The 26,737-nt window shown below is 53.1% G+C and carries 29 protein-coding genes; 7 read left to right on the top strand and 22 right to left on the bottom strand.

Features of this window, described 5'->3' with window-relative positions:
• Positions 1–431: 431 nt before the first annotated feature.
• Positions 432–1,397 (top strand): ArdC family protein, encoded by a 966-nt coding sequence (locus tag F0Q32_RS22855; protein WP_032666419.1) that lies wholly within the window; start codon positions 432–434, stop codon positions 1,395–1,397.
• Positions 1,398–1,876: 479 nt separating this feature from the next.
• Positions 1,877–2,308, top strand: a complete 432-nt coding sequence (locus tag F0Q32_RS26865; protein ID WP_032666420.1) for a hypothetical protein — start codon at positions 1,877–1,879, stop codon at positions 2,306–2,308.
• 31 nt (positions 2,309–2,339) lie between these two features.
• On the opposite strand, the gene F0Q32_RS22845 is transcribed toward F0Q32_RS26865, so the two are convergent.
• The 22 genes from F0Q32_RS22845 to F0Q32_RS22745 all read right to left on the bottom strand — a co-directional run bounded on the left by F0Q32_RS22845 (position 2,340) and on the right by F0Q32_RS22745 (position 20,601).
• Positions 2,340–2,867, bottom strand: a complete 528-nt coding sequence (locus F0Q32_RS22845; protein WP_032666421.1) for a phospholipase D family protein — start codon at positions 2,865–2,867, stop codon at positions 2,340–2,342.
• On the bottom strand, positions 2,860–3,606 hold the full coding sequence (mobC, locus tag F0Q32_RS22840; protein ID WP_032666422.1) for a MobC family replication-relaxation protein: 747 nt from the start codon (positions 3,604–3,606) through the stop codon (positions 2,860–2,862). The genes F0Q32_RS22845 and mobC overlap by 8 nt, the downstream gene beginning before the upstream one ends.
• 14 nt (positions 3,607–3,620) lie before the next feature.
• On the bottom strand, positions 3,621–5,528 hold the full coding sequence (locus F0Q32_RS22835; protein WP_149464850.1) for a type IV secretory system conjugative DNA transfer family protein: 1,908 nt from the start codon (positions 5,526–5,528) through the stop codon (positions 3,621–3,623).
• A 708-nt stretch (positions 5,529–6,236) separates the two neighbouring features.
• A complete protein-coding gene (locus F0Q32_RS22830) occupies positions 6,237–6,629 on the bottom strand; it encodes an H-NS family nucleoid-associated regulatory protein (RefSeq protein WP_032666424.1) in 393 nt (130 codons plus the stop codon).
• Positions 6,626–8,827, bottom strand: coding sequence for a type IA DNA topoisomerase (locus F0Q32_RS22825; protein ID WP_032666425.1), 2,202 nt, complete (start codon positions 8,825–8,827; stop codon positions 6,626–6,628). Before F0Q32_RS22825 ends, F0Q32_RS22830 begins: the two co-directional genes overlap by 4 nt.
• Positions 8,824–9,132: a hypothetical protein gene (locus F0Q32_RS22820; RefSeq protein ID WP_063959423.1), complete on the bottom strand. Its 309-nt coding sequence runs from the start codon at positions 9,130–9,132 to the stop codon at positions 8,824–8,826. Before F0Q32_RS22820 ends, F0Q32_RS22825 begins: the two co-directional genes overlap by 4 nt.
• On the bottom strand, positions 9,108–9,443 hold the full coding sequence (locus F0Q32_RS22815; RefSeq protein ID WP_032666427.1) for a hypothetical protein: 336 nt from the start codon (positions 9,441–9,443) through the stop codon (positions 9,108–9,110). Before F0Q32_RS22815 ends, F0Q32_RS22820 begins: the two co-directional genes overlap by 25 nt.
• 26 nt (positions 9,444–9,469) lie before the next feature.
• Entirely contained in the window at positions 9,470–9,787 is a 318-nt protein-coding gene (locus F0Q32_RS22810; RefSeq protein WP_000683352.1) for a TrbM/KikA/MpfK family conjugal transfer protein, read from the bottom strand.
• 90 nt (positions 9,788–9,877) lie between these two features.
• Positions 9,878–10,279 (bottom strand): cag pathogenicity island Cag12 family protein, encoded by a 402-nt coding sequence (locus F0Q32_RS22805; RefSeq protein ID WP_050010006.1) that lies wholly within the window; start codon positions 10,277–10,279, stop codon positions 9,878–9,880.
• Positions 10,266–11,315, bottom strand: coding sequence for a P-type DNA transfer ATPase VirB11 (gene virB11 / locus F0Q32_RS22800; RefSeq protein ID WP_044598044.1), 1,050 nt, complete (start codon positions 11,313–11,315; stop codon positions 10,266–10,268). The genes F0Q32_RS22805 and virB11 overlap by 14 nt, the downstream gene beginning before the upstream one ends.
• A 3-nt stretch (positions 11,316–11,318) precedes the next feature.
• Positions 11,319–12,515: a VirB10/TraB/TrbI family type IV secretion system protein gene (gene virB10 / locus F0Q32_RS22795; RefSeq protein ID WP_032666428.1), complete on the bottom strand. Its 1,197-nt coding sequence runs from the start codon at positions 12,513–12,515 to the stop codon at positions 11,319–11,321.
• Entirely contained in the window at positions 12,512–13,405 is an 894-nt protein-coding gene (gene virB9 / locus F0Q32_RS22790) for a P-type conjugative transfer protein VirB9 (RefSeq protein ID WP_001045307.1), read from the bottom strand. The genes virB10 and virB9 overlap by 4 nt, the downstream gene beginning before the upstream one ends.
• Positions 13,398–14,084 (bottom strand): virB8 family protein, encoded by a 687-nt coding sequence (locus F0Q32_RS22785; protein WP_001293055.1) that lies wholly within the window; start codon positions 14,082–14,084, stop codon positions 13,398–13,400. The genes virB9 and F0Q32_RS22785 overlap by 8 nt, the downstream gene beginning before the upstream one ends.
• A complete protein-coding gene (locus F0Q32_RS26245; RefSeq protein WP_000873539.1) occupies positions 14,077–14,217 on the bottom strand; it encodes a hypothetical protein in 141 nt (46 codons plus the stop codon). The genes F0Q32_RS22785 and F0Q32_RS26245 overlap by 8 nt, the downstream gene beginning before the upstream one ends.
• A gap of 76 nt (positions 14,218–14,293) precedes the next feature.
• Positions 14,294–15,301, bottom strand: coding sequence for a type IV secretion system protein (locus F0Q32_RS22780; protein ID WP_032666429.1), 1,008 nt, complete (start codon positions 15,299–15,301; stop codon positions 14,294–14,296).
• A gap of 17 nt (positions 15,302–15,318) precedes the next feature.
• On the bottom strand, positions 15,319–15,603 hold the full coding sequence (locus F0Q32_RS22775; RefSeq protein ID WP_000769859.1) for an EexN family lipoprotein: 285 nt from the start codon (positions 15,601–15,603) through the stop codon (positions 15,319–15,321).
• 11 nt (positions 15,604–15,614) lie between these two features.
• A complete protein-coding gene (locus F0Q32_RS22770; RefSeq protein WP_032666430.1) occupies positions 15,615–16,331 on the bottom strand; it encodes a type IV secretion system protein in 717 nt (238 codons plus the stop codon).
• An 18-nt stretch (positions 16,332–16,349) separates the two neighbouring features.
• Positions 16,350–19,100, bottom strand: coding sequence for a VirB3 family type IV secretion system protein (locus F0Q32_RS22765; protein ID WP_017694776.1), 2,751 nt, complete (start codon positions 19,098–19,100; stop codon positions 16,350–16,352).
• A 9-nt stretch (positions 19,101–19,109) separates the two neighbouring features.
• Complete coding sequence (locus F0Q32_RS22760) at positions 19,110–19,409, bottom strand: TrbC/VirB2 family protein (protein WP_050010005.1); 300 nt, start codon at positions 19,407–19,409, stop codon at positions 19,110–19,112.
• Positions 19,410–19,419: 10 nt separating this feature from the next.
• Positions 19,420–20,082: a lytic transglycosylase domain-containing protein gene (locus F0Q32_RS22755; protein ID WP_000958205.1), complete on the bottom strand. Its 663-nt coding sequence runs from the start codon at positions 20,080–20,082 to the stop codon at positions 19,420–19,422.
• 2 nt (positions 20,083–20,084) lie between these two features.
• Complete coding sequence (locus tag F0Q32_RS22750) at positions 20,085–20,300, bottom strand: hypothetical protein (protein ID WP_001112907.1); 216 nt, start codon at positions 20,298–20,300, stop codon at positions 20,085–20,087.
• The gene (locus tag F0Q32_RS22745; RefSeq protein ID WP_032666431.1) at positions 20,293–20,601 is read right to left on the bottom strand and encodes a hypothetical protein; all 309 of its coding nucleotides are present in this window, start codon (positions 20,599–20,601) and stop codon (positions 20,293–20,295) included. The genes F0Q32_RS22750 and F0Q32_RS22745 overlap by 8 nt, the downstream gene beginning before the upstream one ends.
• A gap of 313 nt (positions 20,602–20,914) precedes the next feature.
• Here F0Q32_RS22745 and F0Q32_RS22740 point away from each other — a divergent pair, with 313 nt between their 5' ends.
• The 5 genes from F0Q32_RS22740 to F0Q32_RS22720 all read left to right on the top strand — a co-directional run bounded on the left by F0Q32_RS22740 (position 20,915) and on the right by F0Q32_RS22720 (position 25,971).
• The gene (locus tag F0Q32_RS22740) at positions 20,915–21,829 is read left to right on the top strand and encodes a helix-turn-helix domain-containing protein (protein WP_077950058.1); all 915 of its coding nucleotides are present in this window, start codon (positions 20,915–20,917) and stop codon (positions 21,827–21,829) included.
• Positions 21,830–21,832: 3 nt separating this feature from the next.
• Positions 21,833–22,816, top strand: coding sequence for a glycosyltransferase family 9 protein (locus F0Q32_RS22735; protein ID WP_032666432.1), 984 nt, complete (start codon positions 21,833–21,835; stop codon positions 22,814–22,816).
• The gene (locus F0Q32_RS22730) at positions 22,809–23,297 is read left to right on the top strand and encodes a molybdopterin-dependent oxidoreductase (RefSeq protein WP_032666433.1); all 489 of its coding nucleotides are present in this window, start codon (positions 22,809–22,811) and stop codon (positions 23,295–23,297) included. The genes F0Q32_RS22735 and F0Q32_RS22730 overlap by 8 nt, the downstream gene beginning before the upstream one ends.
• The gene (locus F0Q32_RS22725; protein ID WP_149464849.1) at positions 23,294–25,012 is read left to right on the top strand and encodes a hybrid sensor histidine kinase/response regulator; all 1,719 of its coding nucleotides are present in this window, start codon (positions 23,294–23,296) and stop codon (positions 25,010–25,012) included. Before F0Q32_RS22730 ends, F0Q32_RS22725 begins: the two co-directional genes overlap by 4 nt.
• A gap of 272 nt (positions 25,013–25,284) precedes the next feature.
• A complete protein-coding gene (locus tag F0Q32_RS22720; protein ID WP_227025639.1) occupies positions 25,285–25,971 on the top strand; it encodes a RepA protein in 687 nt (228 codons plus the stop codon).
• Positions 25,972–26,737: the final 766 nt, after the last annotated feature.

The following is a 26,737-nucleotide window of genomic DNA, read 5'->3' as shown; positions in this document are numbered from 1 at the left end:
GGTATCCCTACCGCGACATAAAGGGCGGTGAAATTTCTGCAAGTGATGGGGGGGATAGCCGGTCAGAACGTCCCCGAAAACAAACCGCCCCCGGTTTCAGGAAGGGCGAACTGACCGGCAGAGGCAGTGTAACACCGCATGTCACAAAGGCAGCACTGACGTCGTCAGTGCTTTTTTTACCCGTCCTCCCGGACGCTGAAGGGCAGTTTCACCCGCGCAGCTAAAGGGGCGATAAGTCCGGGTGTGCACATCGTCATTTTCTCCTGTGATGCCTTTCTCCTGCGTATCAGCTTCCGGTAATCGTCCCCCGTCACAACCTTGTCAGCAAGGGTAAATGGCACGCTGCGCGCCCTTGCTGACCAGAACGACTCCGGGCAGGCCGAACCGTCAGGCGATACGAAGACGAAATTTACACTGACGGAGAAACGACCATGACGATGAACCTGCACACCCAGACAACAGCCCCTAAAGCTGCACCGGCGACCAGCGTATCCCCGCTGGAGCAGTCAGGCTCCCCAAAAACGAAATTTTCCAGGGGCAAAAGCAAAGCCCGTGCTGGCGCAGTCAAAACAGACCTTTACCAGACAGTAACGGACAGCATCATTGCAGCCCTGGAAAGCGGCGTTAAGCCGTGGGTGTGTCCGTGGGTTCGCAACGGCGCAGCGGCGGGATTACCGGCCAACTTCAGCACCGGCACGGCATACAGCGGAATTAATATCATGCTGCTGTGGTGTAGTGCGGCAAAACAGGGTTTTCAGGACGAGCGCTGGCTGACCTACAAACAGGCGCAGGAGCTGGGCGGCCAGGTTCGTAAAGGTGAACACGGCACGACGGCCATCTTTTACAAGACGCTGGAGAAAGAGGACGAGGACGGGGAAATCGAAAAAATCCCGATGCTGAAAGCCTTTACCGTGTTTAACGTGGAGCAAATCGACGGCCTGAGCATCGAGAGCGTGCCGCAGCCGGTTGCCGGTTTCGATCCGCTGCCGCAGGCGGAAGCACTCATGACCCGGAGCGGGGCAAAAATCACCGAGCAGGGCGTAAAGGCGTTCTATCGTCCGGCCACCGATGAAATCGTCCTGCCGGAGCGGTTCCGCTTCGCGGACGCGGCAAACTTCTACGCCACCGGCCTGCATGAGCTGGTTCACTGGACGGGTGCAGCGTCCCGCCTCAATCGTGAAAAAGGCAATAAGTTTGGCTCTGAGGCGTATGCGTTTGAGGAACTGATCGCCGAGCTGGGCAGCGCGTTTCTGATGGTGGATTTGGGGATTGCGGGAGAGGTGCAGCATGAAAGCTATATCGCGTCCTGGCTGAAATCCCTGAAGGGAGACAAGCGCTACATCTTTAAAGCGGCGGCAGCGGCCTCAAAAGCGCACCGCTGGCTGATGGACTGCTGACAGCTGGAGCCCTGCGGTGCAGGGCTTCAGAATTTTTGAAAGAGAGAGAATCAGGGAGGGAATTATATAAGTCACTGTTTTTTAGAATTCTGTAACGCGGCCGGCATCAGCTGCAGGACGTCCTGCAGCTGATGCCGGCACGGGAAAATAAACCGGACAGATTCAAAAAAAATGAACCCTTTTTCAGGCGGCAGCCGTTACGTATCTGGGATACGTAACGGCGCGATGTCTTACGTAAAAAATGACGTAACGGCTTTCGCCACCGCAGCTAAAGGGGCGGTAAATCCGGGTGTGCACATCGTCATTTTCTCCTGTGATGCCTTTCTCCTGCGTATCAGCTTCCGGTAATCGTCCCCCGTCACAACCTTGTCAGCAAGGGTAAATGGCACGCTGCGCGCCCTTGCTGACCAGAACGACTCCGGGCAGGCCGAACCGTCAGGCGATACGAAGACGAAATTTACACTGACGGAGAAACGACCATGACGATGAACCTGCACACCCAGACAACCGCCCCTAAAGCTGCACCGGCGACCAGCGTATCCCCGCTGGAGCAGTCAGGCTCCCCAAAAACGAAATTTCCTGAAATCAAAACCGTCAAAACGGCGGTGGTTAAACTGATCAGCGACATCGAGGGCAACCTCGACCAGCGTCTGGCATACCGCGAGGCCGTAGAGGGACTGTGCCAGGAGGCGGCCAACCGGATCACCCAGTGCATGCATTCACGCAGTACAGGGCAGACGCTACGTGAACTCCGCGAGCTGCTGTCGGTGACGCTGGACACCATTATCGTGGTGGATTTTGAAGGGCAGCAGACCCGACTTAACTATGGCGGTCGCTCAGCTGAAGACGTGATCGCCATGCTGAAAGCGCTGCACCTTGAAGGGCGTAAAACTTGGCTGGAAGTGGAGTAAAAAAAAAGCCCCGTCCGCAGACGGGGCTGATTCAGTACCGGGCATTCATAGGGGTGCCCTCATCCCACAGGCGTTTAAATTCTCGCTGGTACGCCTCCGCCAGCTGCGGCGCGTCCTCGATCAGCAGCACGTTTTCCGCGTTGCGCGAAACGGCGCTGGCCGTGTAGTTAAACGACCCGGTCTGGACGTTTTTGCCGTCGATCACCATAAACTTGTTGTGCATGATGGCGTAACGGCCGTTAAGGTGCACCGGCACGCCCTGGTTTATCAGATACGTCACGGCGGTGTAGCGGTCGCTGTTGGCCTTTTCGTCGGCCACCACGCGCACGGCCACGCCGCGCCGGTTAGCACCTGCGAGCGCCGTCGCGACCGGCTTACTGGTGAAGCTGTAGGCCGCGACGTCAATGCTCTGCCTGGCGTTGTTTATGGCGCCGAGCACAACCTCAAGGGCAGGGCGCCCGTCGGACGGCGAAAAACCCGCCGTCAGGACGGGCGCGGCAGTGGATAAAACAGGCACACAAAGGGCGGCGGCTAGCACCAGAAGGGCGATTTTACGCATAGTTGTTCAGCTCCAGGCTTTTCAGTTCGTCGAGGGTATAAAAGCGAAAGACATCGCGGTGTTTTGCCTCCAGTTGCACATGCTGGTTTTTCACGATCACGCTGGCGATGCTGTCGAAAATAATCTTCAGGGCGCGCTTTTTCGCCTCGTCCGGGGCGACGTAAAACGCGTACCGCCATTTTTTATCGCTGATAGCCAGCAAGTGGCTCGCCATGATGGACTGATAGCGCGCCTTTGTTTTAATACGTCGTTCGGTTTCAACGGCGATCAGCCTGCCGTCCGGCAGGCTGATAAGCCCGTCGGGACGGTGTTTGACGCTGTACTGACTGAGGAACGTTGAACGGTCGCCGTTAATCCACCCTGTCGCGCCGTTCTTCTCCAGCGTAAGGCGCACGAGCTGGTTATCAAGGTGATGGTCGAGTGACCAGCCGGTCAGGCGGTAGGGTTCAAAGCGGGCGGGCATTATGTTGTCGTCCGCCGTGAGGATCACGGCCAGCCCGTCGGCGGTAATGCCCCACAGGGATATTCTGGACGCGCGGGATTCATGCACGTGCTTCTGAATCAGCCCCATTTTCTCCACCTTCTCCAGCAACCGGTAGAGGGGGCGGTCAGATTTAAAATCAAAAAGCAGCTTTATGATTTGAAAATCGCTGTAGGTTTCCTCCTTAAGAAAATTCAGCAGTACGCGAATTTTTTCAGTGCTGCGTGCATAACGTTCCTGATACGACGAAATAAGCATAGAAACTCCTTATTTTATAAATCCAGCAACGAATGTATTTCGTCATTTGGAGCGGGCTGTGATGCCATCAGCCACTCCTCGTCAGGCTGCACCGGCGGAGTGGGGATTGACGTTGCTGAGGGTTTTTTGGTGGTTGTTGCGCTGACCGGAATAATGTCAGGTGCCGGAACTGCCTGAGCCGTTTTATCAAAATCCAGATCCAGCACCGGTTTAACTTCTGCCACCGTAGCGACTGCGACCGGCGGCAGGGTAAACAGCTCCAGTGGGGCTTTTTTAACCTTGAGCGGTGAGATTAACGACGGAAACGCGAGCGCGTTCTGGCTGAAGATATAGCTGACGAACTTCGGCAGGTTCTGGAGCATATTGCTGTCGATGTAATAGCTTTCCGCCTGGCGAAGCATGCGCTCGTTATCGACTTTTTCTGTCAGCACCGCCGTGGTGGTGACTTTCCGGCTTTCATCATCGACTAAAATCGTGCCCGACATGCGCGCAATCCATTCGGCGGTGTCCGGATCCTGAAGTTTATATACCAGCTTAAACTTGCAGTTTTCCACGACCGCCCCAACCACGGCGTCGCCGTTTAAATCCGCCGGACAGTCGCGCAGGTCGGCAATTGACTGGTGCGCCATTAATATATGGACGCCTTTATCGCGTGCCGCGCCTAACCCTTCGAGCGCCGGTTTGGACAGGTGATATTTAACCTCGTCCTTAAAGATGGCGATGGGGCGGATATTCCCCGCGACGCGGTCGCGCAATTCCGCGAGCTGGAACAGGCGCACTAAAATCATACGCTGCGCGGTAATGATTTTAGAGTTACGCATCGAGCCGATGATGTAGCAGCAGCCGCCTTTGTCGAAAATCTCCTTCAGCGCAAAACCGCCTGGAGCGTTAATGCTGTTGAGCATCGCCAGCTCCTCGGTTTTACCGTGAAAGGCTTTAATTGTTTCCCCAATGCCCTGGACATAATCGCCGTTATAAATATCCCGGATGGTTGCGCCCGGATTATCCTTCACGAACTGCGCCGCCGTTCTCGCCGCCTTGCGGTCGTCGATACGGTAAAAATCCGCCGCCTCGCCTTTTTCCGCCAGACTGAAACCGGCCACGAATAATTCCTCCAGATGGTCGGCGGTGATACCGTCGATAAGGTTCATCTGGTATTCCTGTTTATTCAGGTCGATAAGCACAAAGGGTTTTCCGGCGTCTGCGCACGCTTTTTTATACAGGTGCGGTGCCCACTCGTCGTTTTTGGGGTCGAGAACAAAAACGCCCTCGTCGGCGAGGATGCTCTGATAAAGCAGAATACCGGTTACGACGCCTTTACCGGCACCAGTGGTGCCGATAATGTCGGCGTGCTGGGTCTGCCATTCTTTTAACGGAATATATTGCGGCTCACCCTCGCGGCTCAGCCCGATAAAAATCCCCTTATTCAGATCGATGTAATCCATCGGATCGTATTCGGTGGTGACGGGTAAAATTTCTTTTACCCGGCGAACGTCGGTTCTGCGGTCGCGCTCCATGCTGGTTTTTTTCACCATGCCGCGTTTGACCTTATCAAATTCAGGCGAGATCAGACGCCGTAAAACCACGTGCAGAATAAAACCGGCGACGGTAAACAGCAGCGCCATTGTCCAGGTAAGCAGCGGCGGGCTGGCGATATCTTCCCGGCCATAAATGCGCTGTAAAAACCAGACGGCCACCGGCGCTATCGAGCCGAAAACAAAACAGATCATGGAAAGCAGAATTAAGATCCTTTGCAGAAACGTCGGCTTTTCCTGACCGCCGTGTTTCGCAGAAAATATAAAAGGCAGCATGACGCCGGACAGCAGCGCTAACGCCAGCTGATGCGCCTGCAAAAAGGCGATAAAGGCCAGGACGGCATTTGCTATCGGCGACAGCAAATGATTCAGTTTGTCGAATATCACGATATTCTCCTTCACTTAAAATCGGTCAGCACTATCGGTCAGTCAGAACGGTCACAGGTTGTGATCGTTCTGACTGACCGATTACATGCTGCAAAAGAAGTGGCCGCTAAGCGGCCATGATCGCAGGAGGTGCACTCCCGCGATCTAACGGCGTGCGGCATTCCGCGCGGGCTGGACGCCCTTACTGCATGTCGCATGGGGGTAATGTCCTGGCTGAACGCCCGGCCAAAACCCCCAAGGTCAAAAGAGGCCACACCGTCGCGCGCTACGCGCGACCACCCCCTAAAAGACGCCTGTTTTAGCCCTTTTCTTCGCCTTGTTCGTTCCTCACAAGACGAATTAAAGGGAAACTAGGCTTTTTAGGGGGTGGTCGCGCCACGCTACCGGCTTTTGGCCGGAGACTTAGGCACGACGGTGTGGGGGGCAAGCCCCCCAAATAAACCGACGCGTGGGCGCGTCTTTTTGCTCGCTGGGGCGGCAAAATTTATTCGGCCCCCCCCGGCTTTTTTCGGCTCACTTGGGGTGAGCGCTCAAAAAGTGGAATCGGCGACGCAAATTAGCAATTTCTTCGAAATTGAATTTACTCGCCTCCTGCCACTTCGCAGACTCAGGCGGCCTGTCGATTAGCAATTTTTTCAAAATTGAATCGCCATGCTCGCCAGTCTTCGAAGCCTGAAAAGCCAGGTCAAAACCGACCCGGTGCCGTTGTTAGTCGGTGGTAATAAGGAAGGATTCAAGAGGTTTTCCGGCGTCAAGTTCTTGCTGAATTACAACCGGCACGCGTCCGACGCCTGACCATGTTTTATGCACGCCGTTTTCAAAATACTGATATTTAGCTTTGCGTTTTGCCGACTTTTTGGCGGGATTTGTACTAACCAGCTCTGTCGGTGAAAAGCCCTCCGATTCAATCAGCGCCAGCAATTCATTGCGCTTTTCTTCCCGCTGTCGGCGTAGCTTTTCCTGCTCGATATGCTCTGCGCGCTTTTCATCAAGTGCCACTGAAATACGTGCGCTCAGCATCTCCAGAAAGGCAAAATCACTTTCACGTAAAAACTTTTTCAGCGCGCGCTCTGAGGTTAATTCGTCCTGGATACGGTTCATAATTTCAGCTCCTTCGGCATAGATACGTTCAATCCTTTCAGCGGATCGCGTGGTGGATATTCAAAACCGAGTTCCCCGGTTTGCACGTTTTTCAGCGTGACGATCATCGAATAGGTGTCGTCGTTTTTCTTCGATTTAAAACCTTTAATAACGTCGGTTTTGCCCTTGCCGATTAACTTCTCGGCCTGTTTTTCCGTCAACTTTTTGCCGCGCACTTCCAGCCATATTTTGAACTGACAGCCCGTACAGGCGCAGGTTTTCGGCGTCATAACCAGCTCAGAACCGCACGACGGACATTTAACCGCGAGGCGGTTAAGCGCCGTTTTAACGGGCTGTTTTTCCGTCGCGCTGATGGCAATATCGGCGCTCTCAACCAGGCGGGAAACTTCCGCGTAAAGACCATCAATAAAGCGCTCGATGGTCATTTCGCCGGTTTCAACCGCCGCCTGTTTTTCAGCCCAAACGGCGGTCATATCCGGCTGCGTCACCGAGTCGGGCAGGGCATCAATTAACGCCAGCCCGGCGGCAGTTGGGATAAATTTGCCCTTTTCCACGGTGATGTAATCGCGGGTTTTCAGCGTCTCAATAATGGCCGCGCGGGTCGCCGGTGTGCCGATGCCGCCGTGTTCATCTTTTTTGTCTTTATCCTTCTCCTTGAGCAGTTTTTTAATGCGCGGATCGGCGACAAAATCGGCCACGCGAACGAGGGCAGCGAGCAGGGTCGCCTCGGTAAACAGCGGCAGCGGTTTAGTTTTTTTCTCCGAAATCACCACCTCGCGGCAGGTTAATGTCGCCCCGGTTTGCAGGCGGCTGATGGCCTCAAACGCGGTGCTGTTTTCGTCCTCCTCGTCGTCTTCTTCCGCGTCGTTCAGGAACGTCGTAAAACCCGCATCCGTGGTTTTACGCGCCGAGACTTTAAACATTTCGTCACCGCATTTAATCTCCGCGATCGACTCGTCATAGCGCTTTTTCGCCACGAACTGCGCGAGATAAAACTGCGCGATGGCGAGATAAACCGCCTTTTCCTTGTCGGTAAGGCGGCTTAAATCCGGCATGTTCGTCGTCGGGATAATAGCGGTGTGGGCGGTGACTTTTTTACTGTCAAACGCCGCACTTTTCTGCGCCGTGTCGGTGGTAAGGCCGTTAAAAATGTCGAGCGTTTTTAAGGCCGCCACCACCTGCGGCGCGTCGTTGAATTGTTCATCGGACAGATAAGAACAGTCGGAGCGGTTATAGGTAATGTATTTACTGTCCTTGAGCTTCTGCGTGATATCGAGCGTCTGCTGCGCGGTCAGTTTGTTCCTGCGGTTCATATACACCTGGAGGCGCAGCAGGTTAAACGGCAGCGGCGCGGCCGTGGTTTTTCCCCGGTCTGTGGCGGCCGCGAGTACGCTGGCCGGTTTTCCGGCCAGAGCCCTCGCGAGTCCTTCCCCCCAGGCCTTATCCGTCAGCCGCTTTTTATCGTCCACCGGCGCGTATTCGGACGTCTGCCAGCGGGCGCTGACAACGTCCGTACCGCTGATAAACTGCCCTGCGAGCTGGTAGTAAAACGCCTCGCTGTGCGCCTGATTGTCGCGCCACCGGCGCACAATCATACCCAGCACCGGCGTCTGGACGCGGCCAACCGAAATCGTGCCCTTATAGCCTTTATCGCGGGCTTTGAGGGTGTAACAGCGGCTCATGCTGAAGCCAAAAATCGCGTCTCCGGCGCTGCGCATCAGGGCTTTCAGGTACATCCCACGAAAATCGCTGTTATCGCGCAGGGAGTTGATGGCTTTTTTCACCGCTGGCGCGGTGTTGTCGTTAATCAGCGCCCGTTTCACCGGCGCGGTGTTTCCGGCGAACTCCAGCACCTCGTCAACCAAGAGCTGCCCCTCGTCGTCCGGGTCGCCGCAGTGGACAACCATTTTGATATCCGGGCGACGAATCAGCTTCACCAGGGTATTAGCCTGCTTTGCCACGCTCGCTTTTGGCTGAAGCTGTACCGGGTACAGCTTCAGCGGCAGGGTGTCGAGCGACCAGGTGGCGTAGGCCGGGTTGATCGTCTCCGGGGGCACCATTTCCAGCACGTGGCCGACGCAGTAGCTCACGATATCGGTCGCCGATTCGGCATAGCCGTCGTGCCGGGTGAAGTTGCCGCCCAGCGCTTTCGCGATATCGCTCGCAACTGCGGGTTTTTCTGCAATCCACAGTCTCATTCTTGATCTCTCCTGATTTCATCCATCGTTTCGAAGTACATCATTCGACTTTCCTGAAAGTCGTTAACGGACAGACTAAAGCCATGATCCGCCGCTACTGTCATGAACGTCTCAGCATCACGGACGCTGAGACTGGTCAGAACATCGTGCAATTCGCACAGGGCGCGATATTGGTAGATTTCGTAATGCAGGCCGCAGCTGCGATGCGCTTCTTTCTCGATGCGAGAAATCAGGCTCGCGGCGCTAACGGAATCACCACGCACATGCGGCCACGGCGGGGCTATAAATCCGGTTTTTGTTGCCATTCGAGTGCATCCTTATCGTCGAGTTTTTCCCATTCCGCAGCCTCGTCGTCGCTAAGCGGAACGGTGTAAAAGAAGACCGGCATACTGAGCACGGAGCGGAAGAACGACTGACGTTCAGCTGGTAATGCCTGGAAGGTCGGCGAGTGCTGCGCGGCGAGCTGGACGAGTTCGGACGTGTTGGCCTGAAAATGATCCTGTTTCTGGCTGATTTCCGACAAAACGAGCAGCACCGTCTGCAAATCACCTGCAGGAAGCTCCTCATCTTTCAGCAGCCCGGAAAAGTTATTAATAGAAACGGTTTGATTAATCACGTGGTGTCTCCTTTACGGCTGCCGTTTTACCAACCGTTCATACGGCCAAATTTCGAGATGATCTTGCCGACAATGGCGCTGTCAGCGGACGGGCAGGCGCTCAGTTTTTTTTGCCGCGCTGCGGCGGTGTGATCGGGTAAAAACGACCCCTTTTTTTTCTTTTTGATGCTCATGAAATTTTTGTACATCGGGTCACACTCGGCGGGACTGCTGCCGTCGAGCTTTCCGGCCAGGCACAGCACCATCGCGCACGGGTCATTCGGGTCGGCATTCTGGCCATCGGCGGCGAACGCCGGAGAAGTAAGGGCGCACAGCAGTGCCGCCGTGATTACGGTGTGTTTCATGATGATTTCCTCTGAAGGGAAGCAGGGCGCTAACGCCCGTTGGTTGTTCAACGCCGGTGACGGTCTGAAGGACTCAGACCGTCGCCGCCGTTATCGGTAGAAGACGATTTCTGAGGTGTCGCAGGTCAGGCAGCCGGAGTGGGGGCGAAACTCCACCACACCCTTGTAGCCGCCCTCGCGTAGCCAGGTTTTGGCCGCAAAGAAGCGCTGGCCGTCCGGGGCATTTACTACCGCGCGCGAGGCGTGCGCAACCGCGTACCACTGTGCGGCCGGGTAAATCCCGCCGGGTTCAAAACGCGCAAGCACCTGCGACCAGTGCCCTTCCGTCACCGGCGAGGCCACGATAAGACGGTTGGGTTCCCATACCGGCCGGGTGGTCGTTACCGGCTGCGCCGGTTGTGACCAGTCAACGGCCGCAGGCTCCGGCGGCGAAGAACAGCCCGCCAGGAGGACGACAAACGCCGTCAGGCCGGTCAGTTTAGGCAGCATCATTGAAACTCTCCTTCATGGCCTGCATGTGCAGGGGTTTAAAATAGACGTCGCTCATGCGGCGCACGTTGCCGTGAACGTCCACGCTCACAATGACGTCGACGCAGTGCAGTACCTTGCGCAGCAGCACGTCAACCGGCATGCCCCGGCACGCCGGATGCTCGTAGCAGCGGTCAATCAGCCCGGAAATACACTCGCGTGGACTGCCAGCGTGCAGGGAAGACATAAACCCTTCGTGCCCGGACTCAATCAGCTTGAGGGCGTCCCACGCCTCGCGGCCGCGCACCTCGGCGAGCAGGGGGCGGTCGGGGTTCATACGGTAAATCGCGCGCACCAGGCGGTCGGAGGTGACGATTGCGCCCTCTCCGGCGTCCGCCGGGTAGAACAGATGAACGTAGTTTTTCTGGCTGTAAAACTTCAGTTCCGGGTTGTCCTCGATGGTGATAAGGCGCAGCGTCTCGGGAATGTAGTGCAGCAGCATCTTCATGTAGGTGGTTTTCCCGGAGCCTGTTTCCCCCACCACAAAGAGCGTTTTGCCGTACTCCACGCACTTTTCCATAAACAGCGGGATATTCCCGGACAGGTATATGCGGCTCAGCTCCCCGTCTTTTGATTCCACCTTTTCTGTACCCTGCACCCGGTCATAAAACCCGGCATCGATATACGACTGATGGGTGCGCTGGAAGTAGTCCGGCTTACGCAGGGTGATCGAGATGGTGTTGCGCTCACAGGCCGGGGGCACCACTATCTGGCAGCGTTCTCCTGTGGGTAGCGTGGCCGAGAGGATAGGCGACGTTTCATCAATGGTGTCGTTGTTCCACACGGCCAGCGCCCTGGCAAAGGACGAGCACTGGCGCAGCGTGACCGGCGAGGCGTGCATTTCCCACGCCCCGTTGATTTTGGTGTGCAGCTCTCCGGGGCGGTTGATGGCAATTTCCGTCAGCCCCTCCCGGCTCAGGTAGTCCCCGAACAGCAGATCGCGCAGGTGTGACAGCGCGACGTTGCCCTCTAACGGGGTATCAGTCAGGTTATCGTCCATCGCTTACCTCATGCGCAGTCTGTAGACGTCTGAAAAATCAATGTCCGCCCCCGTGACCAGGCCAATCACATCGCCCTGGTTGAGGTACATCGTCGGCGGGATGTTGATGCTGTTTTCCAGGAGCGTTTTTGCCATTTCCGCCGTGGCCGCGCGGGTGTTCTCCGTGTAGTCCGTGTTGCGATCCTTGCCCGGCGACGAGCCGGAGGCCGCAGCGGCAAAGTCCTGTACCGTGCCGAGCAGGAGGGTATTACCTATCCGTTCCAGCCAGTGATTGTCTATCCAGCCCGCGACGCCGTTCTCGCCCAACGCCCCCACGGCCTGGCTGTCAACCATCGGAATAACCAGGCGGCCGGGTTCCGGCGTGCGCAGCTCGGTGATGGCGAGGAACAGACGCCCCTGCCCGTTTTTCAGCGTGCCGGTGCGGTACAGGCCGCGCGCCTCAGTGCCTGCCGGGATCAGGTTCACGGCGTTACTGGCGCTGTAAATGTCCTCGCTGATAAGGCAGTTGAAGCGCCCGCCCACGTCCGATACAAAGCGCTGCATCATCGCGCAGGGGATATGCCGGTCGGCCGGAATGTACAAATCCGGATCGAGACCGAGCCGCTTCACGCCGGTAATGCGCGCCAGCCCGTTATCCTGCGGCTGCCCGGCGGGTGTTGCAGAGCCTGGCGCGGGCGCGCTGCCCGCAGGTGATACGTTACTGCTGGCTGTGCTTTTCGGGGCGCTGCTTGCGGTGGTTGTGGTGCTGTCTGCCAGGGCGCTGACCTTATCAAATGTCAGGGGGGGCGGTGATGCCTGCGGCGGTGCAGCGGTATCGCCCGGAGTGGTCTTCTCCTGGCCGGTTGTGTCTGCCAGCTGTCCCAGCGGGTTCAGATCCCGTCCGAGGTTATTGCGCTCGCGGGCGGGGGAGGTGGCGTGCGATTCCGGTTCGTGGCTCGCGCTTTTCCCGCTGCCATCACCCTTCAGTTTCGCCATCAGGTAATCCCCGCCGGTGGCGATAATGACCAGTAACACCAGGCTGATAGCGGCCAGCACGAGCGTGCGGCGGCTGCGGCGTTTCGCGTGCTGCACCACCTGTGGCTGTCCTGGTGACACCGCGCCTGCGGCGGGTTTGTCGCCGTCAATCTCTGCCCGCGCCCGCTCGCGGGCTTCCGCCTCCAGTTCGGCGGCGGTTTTAATGTCTTCCTGTTCGTTCATCATTTGCTCTCCAGTTTCACATCCGGTGAGACGGTGCTGCCGTTCGCCACGGTGACTTTCCCGTAACTGCCGTTTTCAATCCCTACGACCTGGCTGCCATAGCGCAGCACAAAGCGCGGGGAAAGAGAGCGCAGTACCATCACCCGGTAGTTACCCTCGGTGCTGAAGGTCGGGGTGATCACCTGCTCGCTGCCGCCGACGATGACCGTCGGAGACGGGATCAGCTTCTGCGGTGAAAAGCCGAGATAGGTAAACCGCCCGTCGTCATACGCAAAATCCGGGGTGATCGACTCCGAACCTGCCGCCACCCTGCGGGTGTAGTTCCAGTTGCGCGGCGCAGTGGATTTCTTCAGGGCAAACTGAATGCGTTCTTTCTCCTGCGCGGCCTGAAGCTCCTGCTGACGGGCGAGGCGGGCTGCGTCGTTCTGCCTGCGGGTGTCGTCCGGGTAGCTGAAGCGCACCACAAAGGCCAGATTTCCCGCCTCGCGGTCGTTATCGATCACGTTCAGCATCAGGCTGTAGTCGCGCTTTGTGGTGGTCACAAACAGGTTGGTCTGCCAGTCCTGCTGCGTGGGGGTGAAAATCTTCTGGACGGTTTTGCCGTCCGCATCCGTTACCGGCTGCTTCACCGGCGCGGGGCTAATCCCCACGCGGTTACGGTCGGGTGTGATCGTCCAGCCCTGCGGAAAACCAGCGGTGGCGGTGATCACCTCCTCGTCGGCGTCAAAAACCAGCGTCGTGATGTAACCCGCCCGCGTGTTAATCACTGTCGTGTTCTGGCTGTTGTAGGGGATGTTCTGCATGCGGCTGTCATAGGCGCTGCCGCGCGGTGTCGCCGCACCCCATGCTGACGCGGCGGTCAGCAGGAGGGCACACATCAGTACCTTATTCATCGCTTTTCTCCTTAAACCGCTGGTAACTGGTGACGATGAAGCCGAACGGGTTCACCTCGCGCTCGGAGGCCGTCATTTTCTTCTGCGGGAAATAGCGGTAGGTCATGCGCACCGTCCAGTAATCATACGTTTCGGTGTTGTCCTTGACCTTTCGAATGGTGCGCTTGATGCGCAGCATCTCCACCATGCTGGAGCCGGTGCCCTCTGACGGTACGTTGGAGAGGACTTCCACCGTGACCACATAGGCCGCCTGCTGAAACACAGCGTCCGGCGCGTCTGGGCTGTTAAACCAGTCGAGGTATTCCTTGTTGACCTCGTCGCTGTTGAACATCTGCGTCTCTCTGTAGTCCTGCTGAAGGGCGAAATAGTTGTACCCCTCGCGGCGCTTCACGTAGGAAGCAGTCTGCGAGAGATTGAGCACCTCGGAGGTGTCCAGCTTGTCCTCGCCGACGGTGGTGACGCGCTCGATGCGCCCGGTCTGACGGTCGAGCGTGTACAGCTCCACAGTTGTGGTTTTGAGCGGCAGCAGCAGGATAAGGGCGGCAAGGGCGAAGACGAGCAGCAGACCGGCGAGCGCCGCCACGATCCAGCCCGCCTTTTTCATGCGCATATCCCGCTCAAGAATGGCGTTCTCAAACGAGCGCGAGTCGCTCAGGGCTTTGGCGGTAAGTTCAGACATGGGGGGTTAACTCCTGAATAATGGCCGGGGAATTGACCGGCTCCGGGTTGCCCGACACGGGCGGAAGTTGGGTGTTTCGCTGTGCGCAGCCTGCAAGCAGGCACAGCATCAGCAGCGTGATGCCGTATTTCATGGTGTTTTTCCTGTGGTAAAGACGTGACGAAGCCGCAGGACGCCGTTGCGGCGTCCCGCAGTTCAGTCAGACTGGGTTATCTCTGGTAGCGTTCCTGCATCCGCTGAACGGCGGCGCGGCTGCGGCTGCGCGCATCGCCGGTGGCGCGGGAGGCCGTGGAGGCAGACGAGGCCGTTGCGCTGTCGGTACTGTTAAGGTTCTGTGAGGCTTTATCCCCCACCGCACCGGCTGCGGAGGAGGCGGATTGACGGGCTGAACCTATTCCCGACGCGGCAAGTGCCTGCGCGGCACCCTGTGCGGATGCACCGGCAAGCGCCTCGGCCAGCTTATAGGTCAGGACCATCACGGCGGCGGCACCCGCCGTGCCGAGGAAGACCTGAACGGCCAGAGTCAGGTAGTTGGCATCGGATGCTTTTGTGGCGCCCGCCAGGATGTAGTCCAGGTAATCCATTACCACCGTCAGGGCGATGCCGCTGAACAGGGATGTAAGGATGCAGCCCAGAATAATTCTGAGCCAGTTGCTGAACATATCCCGGAACCACGACCACATCAGGCAGTAGATAAAGATCGGGGCGGTCGCCAGCATCAGCAGCATCACCAGTTCGGCTATCAGGTTAATGATGGCCGTGATGCCTACCAGTAACATGACGCCTGCCCAGACCAGAAACTGCGCCAGAGTGCCTTTTAGAGCGACATAGGTTGAATCATCATAAGAGTAAAGCTTCTCCCCAAGTGCTTGAGCCTTTTCCCAGACCGTATCCAGCCGCGCCCAGATCGACGCGTCGCCGCTGAATCCGTCCCGCAGGCCGGTGATGGCATCCGAAACCAGATCGAGATAGCCTCCGGCGTTGGTGACGAAAATCATGATGATGAGCATCCGGCTCACGTCCCACACGATCTCCTCGAAGGGGCGGACAAGCTTGCCTGCCATCGTCTGGTAGGCGCGCCACGTGATGTACAGCGAGAGCACCGCGACGGAGAACAGGTGTGCCATCCACCCCCCCGTATCGGCGGCCACGCTGGTGAGCACGCTGTCAAACCCCTCCATGATGTGGCTGTTTAATCCGACGAATATTCCACTCATGGTGCGTTCTCCTGTCGCTAATTCAGATCAGCAATAGGCTCTTGCACGCGAGCTTTATCAAGGTCTTTCAGGATTTGCTTATATCCTTCGGCAACATCAGGTTTAGCTTTTTCACGGTGAAGGGCGGAGCGTGCATTTTGGCAATCGGTGGGCACAAAATTATGATTAAAAATGCACTCCCTGTATTTCGCCAGCATGTCGTCATGGTGTGCCATATACCAGTCTACGGAGGTTTTATCCTCGCAGCCGGTAAGCGCGGCCACTGAGGCCAGAACAATAAAGGTCAGTGTCTTCAGTTTCATGGGGTCACCTGTTAGTTAAGGTCTGCGATTGGAGCTGTGCGCATCTGCTCGGCCTGCGCCTTGCGGCGTTGTTCGGCAAGCAGCTGGTTGCGCATCTCACTTTGTTTGACCGACATTTCCCATTGAGTGGTCAGGGCGTTCAGCTGGATACTCCGCGCGGACACTACGTTCGCCAGATCCTGCGATTCTTTACTGTCCTTCGCATTCTCGATGCGACTGGCGAGATTACTAATATCGCTCAGCGTGTCGGAAATTTTTTCCTGGATGTCAGAAGTGTCCTCGACGGCCACCGCCTGATTGAGGAGCATCTGTTTGCAGCTATCCCGGTACGCCTCGCTGGCGTTCTCCGGGCAGTTGTCGAACAGTTTGTATTTGTCATACAGCCTGTTTAATTCCCCAGCATAAGACCCGCCGGAGCCGGTTAACAGATCGTTTAAGGAAATCCCCCTGTTTTTCAGATTTTTAATGTCAGCCGTCAGGTTTTTTGCCTGATTCAGGAATGCCTGGACGTCCCGAATACCGGTGGCCGTTGCCAGCTGTTGTTTATAAGCGTTCATCTGCGACTGATAATGTTGAACCGTCTGCTGCCACTGCTGAAGCTTCTCCGTCCACTGCTGTATTCTGTTGACGTTGGCTACTTCATCAAAAACGGGAATACCGGCCTGAGCCGGGACGTGAAAGAGACACAAGGCGACGGTCAGCGCCGTCAGGGTGGTTTTCAGTTTCATGGTGTTATCCTTTTATGATTAAACGGCACGTCTCAGCATTTCGTCTTTCCAGTCCTCCGGCTTCATACCCTCCTGCCAGATCTCGTCAAAAATTTTCAGGTTGTCCGCACTGGCGCTGAGCAGCTTCGTGTAGCGACCCAGCCCGGAGAGGTCGAGGGTGATTTGTGCGATATACGGGCGCACGTCACCACGCCGCAGCGGGGATTTCATGATCACCATCTGGCGGGCGTAGGGGTCGAGGGTGGTCACGATGTCGTAAACCGCTTTCGGCACCCGCAGCATGTCCACGTAGTCGTACTCCTTCGCCTGCTGGTTCGCCATGAAGATGCGGGTACTACACTGCTCGATAATGGCCGCCGAGATCTCGTGCTTGCACATTTCCTCCGGCGACTGCGTGGCCGGGAAGAAAATGCCGTTGAGCTTTCGAATGACCTTCAGCATGTCGAGGGCGAATTTTGAAAACTCCGGGTCCTGAAGCCATTTCCAGAATTCATCCATGAAAATGACCAGGCGGCGGCCATCGAGGAGGCTGGTCACGCGGTAGAGCAGGTAGAAGGTGAGCGGGCTGCGCACGTCTTTGTCGTCCAGGAACTCCGTGCCGTCGATGCCGAAATTATCAATATTGTCGATATCAAAGGTGTCTACGTCATTATCAAACACCCAGCCAAACTCCCCGCCCTGCGCCCACTGCTGGAGACGGATGCGCAGCCCGTTCATCCGTGCGTCCTTCGTCGGGGCTTCATGCAGCACTTCCAGCATGCGGGTGATGCCGTTGCGACGAAGCTCAGGCGGGTAGTCCAGCATGATGGTGTCCACAGCCTCGCTGAGGCGTTCTTCATCGCGCGGGTCGAGCGGTTTGCCGTCCCTGGTGCAAATCATTCGCATCAGCTTCTTGAGGAAGTTGCGGTTACGTTTCGTTGGAGCGAGCGCAAACGGGTTAAGGCCGGTCTTCTCGCCTGAACGGAAACGGAAGTACGAGCCGCCCTGGAGGCGTATCGACATTTCCGCCGAACGGTCTTTATCAAAGACCACCGAGGTGAAGCGCTTCTTCGTCGCCCCCGGCGCAAATGACTCAGGACGCCGGTATTTCTGCATCAGATGCTGGAACATCATCAGCAGGGTCGATTTCCCCGTCCCGGTACTGCCGAGCAGCATGGTGTTACCCGGCGGCTTCTCGCTGAACTCGTCAACATCGGCCTGGCTGTTGTGCAGATTCACGTACTGACAGCCCCCGGACGGGGTCGGAACAACGGCAATCGCCTCCCCCCAGGCATTCCCGTCCCGCTTGTGCGGGTGAAAGTTGTGAAACGACACCATTTCGGCGTAGTTGAGGCTGCTCACCGGCACCAGACGCGGGCGCAGGTGATACACGCCCGGCAGCTGCGCGAGATACGCCGCCGACAGTGACTCGCGGGACAGGGTCATGATGAAACCGAGATCCTTCAGAGTATCTGCCAGGGTGTTGGTGTCCCGGATAACCTGCTCGCTGGTTGGGGCGCTGACAATAAGCGTCTGGTGATATTTCCCGAACGAAATAATGCCGGACTGAAGCATGTCGCGGGCGACCTTCAGATCTTCCTGCTGGGAGATCGCATCATCCTCGGCAGACTTCAGGCGTTTCTCGATGGTGCGGATGCAGCCCCGCGCTTCATCCTTACCCATGCAGGTATAGGACTGCGTGAACACGTACCGGCAGCGGGCATAAAGAAGCGAGTCATACAGCCCGGTGATGGTTTCAGTGCTGTAATCCTTGATTTCCAGCCCGCGAAAGTAGCTCTGGCCGTCGGTGTGGCTGACCTGGCCAATGTCGGTGGAAGGGAAAATATCCGTGCCGCCCAGCACGTCATAGAACGGCGTGCGTGTGACCCGGACTTTCTGCCACCTGCCGGTGATCAGAAAGTTGTAAAACGCCAGCTGGGAGGAGAACACGTGCCCGTTCTCCTCATAAGTGCCAAGCGGCCGCGCCGCGTAGCGTGACAGCGCCGTGCCAATCGCTTGCCGGTGCTCCTGCATCACCTGCAGGGCGTTGTCGAGCAGGGTTTTACGTTCGCCCAGGGACTTCTGCTTCATGGTCGCCCGCTCAATGCCGGTGTGCGGATTGAAGCAGACGGTGAAGAAGAGGCGACGCTGGTAGAAAGGTTTGCCCTCGCGGGAGGCGTAAAACAGACGCGCGATTTCATCTGAAAACGGAATCCCGGATTCACATTCAAGCGTGTCGGTAAATTCGTCGCTCACCAGATGGGTATAGAAGGTAACGGGTAGCCCCTCAAAGGAGCGGATAACGTTGTTGAGCTGCATGTCCAGGGTGGCGAGGTAATGTTCATCCTCGCATTCAAAAATGGTACCGCCGATCTCCCAGGTGCTGACAAAGTCACCTTTTTTGTTCTTCACCACCTGCTCGTGCAGGTGGGAAGACCAGGGGAGATAGCGGGACAGCGGGATACTCTCGTTGAGCCGCATATGTTTTATAAACTCCGTAACGTCAATGGCGTCGTACTGGTTTGCGACAAGCGCCTTTGTCCCGAAATGCCGGGTCGCCGCGCGGTTGCCGCGCGTTTTAAACGCCAGCAACTTCAGGTCAAAGAAATGAATGTCCTCTTTTGCCAGCCGTCTCAGCTCGATAAAGGCAGGTATGAGCAGCAGGAGAAGCCAGTAAAAACGTGACCAAACGGCCGCCAGGGTAAGGATGCACAGGGTGAACAGCAGGGGGACAAGCGGGACCCCCCACAGCGCCGCCGGTCGGGTCAGCGCCTTGTTGAGGATGGTCATGCTGCCTCCTTAGGCGGCGAAGTAGGCACCGAACCCGGACGCCCCGGCGAGCAGGACACCCGCCCAGAACACGCGCTGGAGATCGTGCCAGGCCTTGCCGTCAACAAGCATCTTGTAGGCGATAAAGGCCACCGCACAGCTGATAGTGACGACTGACATACCGGTTAGGCCGAGGAAGACCCAGTTAATGGCGTCACTGCCTTTCTGAAATGCCTGGTCAGCGCTGGCCGCCATTGCTGGAACAGCAGACAGGGCGGAAAATGCGGTAATCAGGCGGGTTGCAGCGGTTTTGATAGTACGTAAAGTCATGATCTCTTCCTTAATCAGAAGACACAGCGAGGCCGCCGCGCACGACATGTGGCGGATAAGCAGCGATGCTGGTCGGGGTGGTGTCGGGTGCCGGAATTACGCCGCGTATGACGCTATCCGGGTAAACCGTGTTGTCGGACGGGACGGCAGGCGCTTCCCCGGATGAGGGAGATGCTGTCTGCTGTTCTGCCCGCGTTGAGGGCACAACGTAGCCAATACGCTGTACGTAGCTTGTGTTGCCGAACGCGCTTTCCGGGCGCTGGCCGGTTTCAAAGTTGCCTGAGTAATAGCAGCTCAGGGCGCGCTGTAATGTTCCTCCTCGTTGATAGCAGTCGGTGATGATTTTCGCGGCAACAGTCATGTTGTCACAGGGGTTAAACATGGATTCGGCGCTTACGCCGAACTGCGGGAAGTTGGTGCTGGTTATCTGCATCAGCCCTACTGAATAACGGTGTTTTTTCTGCTTTATGGCCTCCACAATTTTTAGCGCCTCGTCTTTCGACGAAGGCAGATGAGAAATCACGCGGCTCCTGCCGCCCTTTACCGGGACAATTTCAGCGATGGCATATGGATTTAAGCCGGATTCGGTGCGGGTGATGTCGTGGATGGTATCGGGGTGAACGGCGGGAGCACACTGCATTGCGAGCTGAAACAACGCGGCAGTGGTTAACATAGTCAGTCCTTTCTGTAGAGCAGTACCTTACCGGTGGCACAGTCCGGGTTGATAAACAACTGAATGTCGCCCTGGCTGTTAGCCTGGGCAACACCGATTTTTGTAAGCGTCATTGCCAGCCGATCACCCTTCACCGAATACACGTTGTGCGTGTACTCGGTCATGGGGGTGAATACGGCTTCAAGCAGTGAGGCCGGAGCGGGCGTGATGTCAGGCATTACATTTCCTATTTTCCAGCAGTGAGGTGATTGCATCGATACGTCGCAGCCTGTCGGCAATATGTACGGATACATCGGATTTTTTGAGTCCTTGCGCTTTCACAGTCAGGGTAGTGATTTCTGCCCGCAGGGCTGCCCGTTCAATTAGCAATTCTCGGACGTTATCCGGCAGCTCCCTGAGCGACCAGGTGCCATTAATGGCACGCGTGATACGGTCACGGGAGGAGCGTAGCGGCGGCTTGCCGAGAGTTGAATAAGGATTCTGACGCAGCGCCTTACGGCGGACGGTTTGCATGCTCATGGCTGTTTCTCCTGGGTATGAGTAAGCCACCCGCGTGCGGTGCACAGTGGGAGCCAGGGAAGGATTAAACGGGAGGCTTAACGATACAGAGGAGTGAGAGTGTTACCCATTACAGGCGCGGCACGTCATCTCTTTACGCAGTCACAGAAAACACCTCCTTATCCTGACCGGGGAACGCCGCTGCTAGGTTATTAAAGAGCTAATGATTTGATTAATACAATAGCGCTTATAAGTTGGGTATTCAATAAAATTATAACTTACAGTATCGATTTAAGAATGATTCCAATTTTTAGGACTTTTTCAGCAGTGTAAAATGTTGGAGATGTTTGAAAAAATTGAAAAAAAACACTGGCAGGATAAAATCAAGAAAATCTCCAAATTCAGAGTAATAAAAATGCAAGATCTCGATGATGCAAAAGTGATAGAGGTACTGGCGAAGGTATTGACCAAAAAAGGTATTTCCAAGGTAAAGCACAATAGTTACATAAGTAAGGTGCTACAGATCACTACATCAGCGGGCTATAAGAAGTTGAATGGTGCGACCAAGTGGGAGGTTCAGCAACTCATAAAAGTAGTCCAATCCGTTGGCATGGATATGATTGAGTTTTTCCGTATTTATTATGAGGATAATAAAGAAATTCAAGATGCGATCTGGAACGATGGCCGCAGTGAACACTCTTGTAAGGTATGCCTCTATCCAGAAGGTTCGGAAGTAAACACAGAATACTCAGCACTGAAAGTAGCTGACCAATGGAACATTTTCCCGACAAATGATTTAAAAGATGAACTGCTTTATGAATCAAAGCGAAGCATAGAAAGTATTGTCATAAATCCAAAGGTAATTAGCAGCACTAAGTATCGAATTGCACTACTTGATGACGATGCTAATATCACCGAAAGCTTAAAAGAAATCCTTTCGAACGATTATTATCAAGTAGACACTTATGATAACTTGAAAAAACTTACTCAAGCTGTCGCAACAAATCCGTATGACGCATATGTTTTGGACTGGATCATCGGTGATGAAACAAGCTTTAAGTTGGTTAAAGCTATAAGGTCGTCAAAAAATAAAAATGCAATGATAATCGTTCTTACAGGTCAACTATCTGGTATCAAAGATGATGAAATTGTAAAGTCAATTCATGATTATGACATTGTGGGACCATACGAAAAGCCGATTAAATCAGGCATCATCAAATCTAACATTGAAAAATATTTCGCCAGATAGATTATGAGAAATTTACTTGAATATTCCGGTAGCTTGATAAGTAACGATAGTTTGATCGTAGCACCTTACGATTATCAGAAGCAAAGCTATGAAAATATTTTACCATTGAACAATGGTCTTATAAAAAACTGGAATATACAAAAATTCTCAAGTAATTACTCTGAAATAGAACACCTAAATGTGATCAATGGCATGGGAGTGACATTAGGTGATTCTATCGTCGGGATTTCTGTGCTGTCAGCAATCAAAAAAAAGAATCCCAAGATTAAAATTAAGATTATTCGACCGGAGACTGCACCGTCATATGTTGAGGAACTGTATGAATTAGCATCCTCGGTCATAGATGAGCTTCATTACATGCCTTTTCATATTCAGAAATTGCCTTGTACTGCATTGAATATTGATGTGGGAAATCAGCTATATTCTCCAGATTTCCATATTATGGAAATGCATGATTATTTTATCCAAGGTCTTGGCGTGAAACTTGATTATGTTAACCATAATGAGTTATCTAATAAATGGTTAGGCAATATTGATCTCGGAGCGCCAGCTTTTGAAAACTACACACTTTTTGCACCTGTTGCTAGCACAAAAATAAGAAGTATACCGTCGAAGTTCTATTATGACATAGTTGATATGCTTTCTAGGCGCGAAGGAAAAAGGGTACTAGGTTTCGTGGATGTGAATCATAAAAATTATATTAACATATCAAAGTATTCACCCCATACAAAAGATTTCATAGCGCTAATTAAGTATGCTAGCAATGTTTATACTTGTGACTCCTCTGCATTGCATATAGCCGCTGGATTTGGTGTACCTACTGAATGCGTGTTTAATACAATACCGCCAGAATTAAGAACAAAGTATTACAGTAATTGTAAGTCGATTTATGTTGGGAATAAAAGATTAGAAAAAATTCAGAGTAGTGAAGATTTCCAACTGGTTAAAATGGTGGAAAATAATTTCAGGGAGTATCTTTATGGTTAAAATAATTTCATTCTTATCCCTAATGCTTTTGTCAATTAGTGCATATAGCAATATTGGGGATATAGTTATAGATGGTTCAATTGCTAATGCTAACAGTGATAAAGGTTATGTGATTACTGAAAAGCAGTTTGATTCGTTCCCACGGGATACCATCGTAACGACAACACCCTGGACGCCAACCGGTAAAAAAGTAAAATTCAAGGGCGTCGACCTAAGTTATGTTTTAAAACTCGCTGGCGCTAATGGAACAAAGCTAAAATTCCATGCCCTGAATGATTATGAAATCATTGTAGACATGAAAGACGTTGAAAAATATAACATTTTATTGGCTACAGAAATGGATGGAAAAAGGCTTCAAATAAGGGATTTTGGACCTTATTTTTTGGTATACCCTTTAGATGAACATTATATTGAGCTTAACACGCCACACTATCTTGCACGGTTCATTTGGCAGATAGACAAAATTACGGTACTCAAATGAAAAAAAATTTCTTTATCATTTTGGTTGCTCTGCTTTTGTTGATAGCATTCACTGTGTCTAGTGTTGTTAAGTACAATAGTCTTTTATCGGAGAAAACTTTATACACCGTCGCTGGCACCCAAGAAAACTACGGTTTCTCAGTGGCAAAATTCATTATACAGTTGAATGAGCTTTACACGCTAATCAATAGCGATAATACTATTGACGATGTTAGGCTTAAATTCGATATCCTTTATTCTCGTTTGAATGTTATTTATGTAAAGAGTGAGGCGACTGCACCTCTATATAAACAGCAAGGCTATGAAGAAACAATTGATTCGATAAACAAAAAGCTTGAAGACATAGACGGGCTGCTTTCGCATAATCACCCTGACTATAAAAAAATAAGTACAATCATAGCTGATATAAAACCGCTAACTAAAACCGTTACAAATCTTGCTGATATGGCTGAAATAGCACAAAGGAATGACGCTCTTAAAGATTTCAGGAGCAAACGTCAGCAGTTATGGACTCTTCTGTTTATTACAGGTGGGTTGATTTCCTTGCTTCTTTTTGTCCTATTTATTTACATAAGTAAAATTAACCGATTGTTACTATCAGAACGGGCTGCTTTTGCCAGTAAAAATGCATTTTTAGGTATGGTAGGCCATGAACTCAGAACATCTTTACAGGCAATAGTGTCTATCATTGATGTAGTAACCAATAATCTGAGTGGAGGGATTAAATCTGGTCAGATAGAACGACTTGAAACTGCTGTTTCGAAAATGGAGCGCCAGTTAAATGATTTGGCTGAATTTGCAAAAATTGACAACGGATCTGTAGAGATAAAAAACACCTATAATAGCTTGCAATCAATCGTTACTAACGCTGTGCAGGATTGCATTGCTATTCATGAAAAAAAGGATGTCACAGTTAAAATAAAAAACAATAATGATGCAGTGATTTTTACAGATGCTCTACGCCTTAATCAAATAATTGAAAACTTAACCAGTAACGCTATTAAGTACACTGAGCGCGGGGAAGTTAATGTAGATTACTTTATAGAAAAAGGTAAGGTATTAAATATTGTCATTTCTGATACCGGGAAGGGAATCCCTAAAGACAAACTAAAGTTTATATTTAAACCATTTACACGAGTTGTAGATTCGAAATCCACTGTACCTGGATTTGGGATGGGACTTGCTATTGTTGCAGGGATAATCAGACTATTAAAAGGTACTATTCATATATCTAGTGAAGTAAATGTAGGTACAACTGTTACAGTGAGAATACCTATCAAGTTGGGAGATAGCAGCCTTGCAACAGCTGAGGTATCTGCTTCAGCTCCCGGAGATGTCTTCGGCGTTCTTAGCTTGCTTGTTATTGATGATAATGAAATGGCCTGTTCGTCTCTTTCCAGTCTGCTTACTAATGCTGGATACATTGTCGAGGCTACAACCTCGCCTGAACGTGCCCTAGAAAAGCTTCTGCGTAAACCTTATGACGTTGTCCTGAGTGATTTACAAATGCCAGGCATGACCGGTGATGAGCTGTATGCAACTGTTAGTAGCAGTCAGAATCCTAATCGATCCACGCCTTTCATATTCATCAGCGCATACAGTGATGCACCCTCTATCGGACAGGCTCCTTTGTTAACTAAACCTGTTAGATTAAAAGATATAAACCTTAAAATACATGAGGTTATTTCAAATCAAGGACGAGTCAAAAGTGAGTAGGCATTGTCGTAATATTTGCGATTATAGCTTTGGTGTTCTCGATCGTTGCGAATTTTGAAAATTTGAGTAGAATGCGAAGTTAAGCCGGTTAACCGGTGAGGGAAAGAGCTTGATATGTTTCTGGTATCGCTCTAAAAACAAAGCCCCGATAATCACTCTTCTGTTTGGCGACGCGAGTGTGATTAACGGGGCTAGGCATAAAACCTATGTAGGATTATACCCTATCATGCGCACATTTCAACCCTACAGACTCGCCATAAGGGCGGGGTCTGGTGACTGAACAAAAACGTTCAAGTAAAGCCCGGCCATCACCGGCTGGCGTACCAAATCAAAATCCTTGTTATAACGTCGCTTCGCGTAAGCGTCGGCGGTTTTTATCGCGCTGGATTCGTGTACTTACCACTCCTGCAGGTCGTCTCAAAATTCACCGCGAGTTACGCAGGCGTATCCGTAATTGCCGGTTTTGGGTAAATGATCCGAATAAGTACGGCCTTGAATCTCTCTGTGAGCTGATGCTGGCCATACTCGATGATCTGGATTTTCGCACCTGGCAAACCAGGCACAATCTGGCAATCCTCGCAGAACGGGCAGGGTTAATGACCAGCGGCAAGTTTATATCGCGTGCTAGCCGTGGATGTGACCGTCTCTACTGGTTAGATTTGATCATCACCGATAAAGCAAAATTTAACCCTTATGATGCGAAATGTGCCTGTAAGCAAATTGAAGTTACAGAGAGCTTTTTTGCTGCGCTGGGGATGCCGCTAAAGTTGGTTTATCGGGAGCGTGCGCGCCTGTTAAATGAAGACCCTAACGAAGTTATTCATGCATGGGATTCCCGTCTCATGGCATTACGTCTGCAAAACATGCAGCGAATGGCGGCCGCAGGACTTGCACGAATGAAAGCCCGACGTGAAGCTGCGCGGCAGCGTAAAAAAGATTACTACGCCCTCCCCTGCTGAAAGACACTACGAAGCTAACCGCCTCCCCTGGCGGGAACGCGTTACGTCGATAGCGTAAAGCCGCACAAAAAACCATCAATCATCGTTTCTGCCTTCCCGTAAATCCCCTCAACGATCCCCCCATTTTGCTGTTTCTGAGCTGGGTATGTGAATAATGCCTGTACTGGCTGTTGGTAAGTAATGCTGAAGTGCAAACGAAAGAGTGCAATTACTCTTTTGCCTAGCTTTTAAGTATTTACATACTTAAAAGCAGGCAAATAAAACATAAACATTACTGTTATCCCCTTTGAAAAGTGGATAACTCAAAACCACCGGCGCTACGCGCCTCAAAGGTAGCTCCCCACGCTAAAGCATGGGGCATTTGACAGGAATCCTTTGTAAGCAATCAGCTGGCCTGATGGTTTACAAAGGATTGGACAAGTCCAGCATTGCTGGATGCGTCAGAATGACGTCGCTGAAAGAATTGCACTGTATCGCTCGTAAGCGGCCCATACGGCCCGCTAACGCGGAGATACGCCACAACTGCGGCAAAGCCTTGTTGTGACCACTCCGACCGCTCATAGACGATTCTGTGGCGCTTATAGCGGGTATGGCTTAGCAGGATGAAGGGGCGATAGAGGATCCCTATTGATCCTGAACCGGCTTTGCCGGGCATCGGCGGCTAACCTTAGTGGCATATGTAAGCTCAGTGAGCCGCCTTCCATGCGCAAGCGCATACCCTATTGCCTGTTTGAATGCTCAATAATTGGGGTTTGAGGTCCAATGG

The organism is Pseudocitrobacter sp. 73, assembly GCF_008369545.1.
Classification (GTDB): Bacteria; Pseudomonadota; Gammaproteobacteria; order Enterobacterales; family Enterobacteriaceae; genus Pseudocitrobacter; species Pseudocitrobacter vendiensis.
The sequence above is the reverse complement of the archived record's forward strand: the minus strand, read 5'-3'. Positions and strand labels throughout refer to the sequence as shown.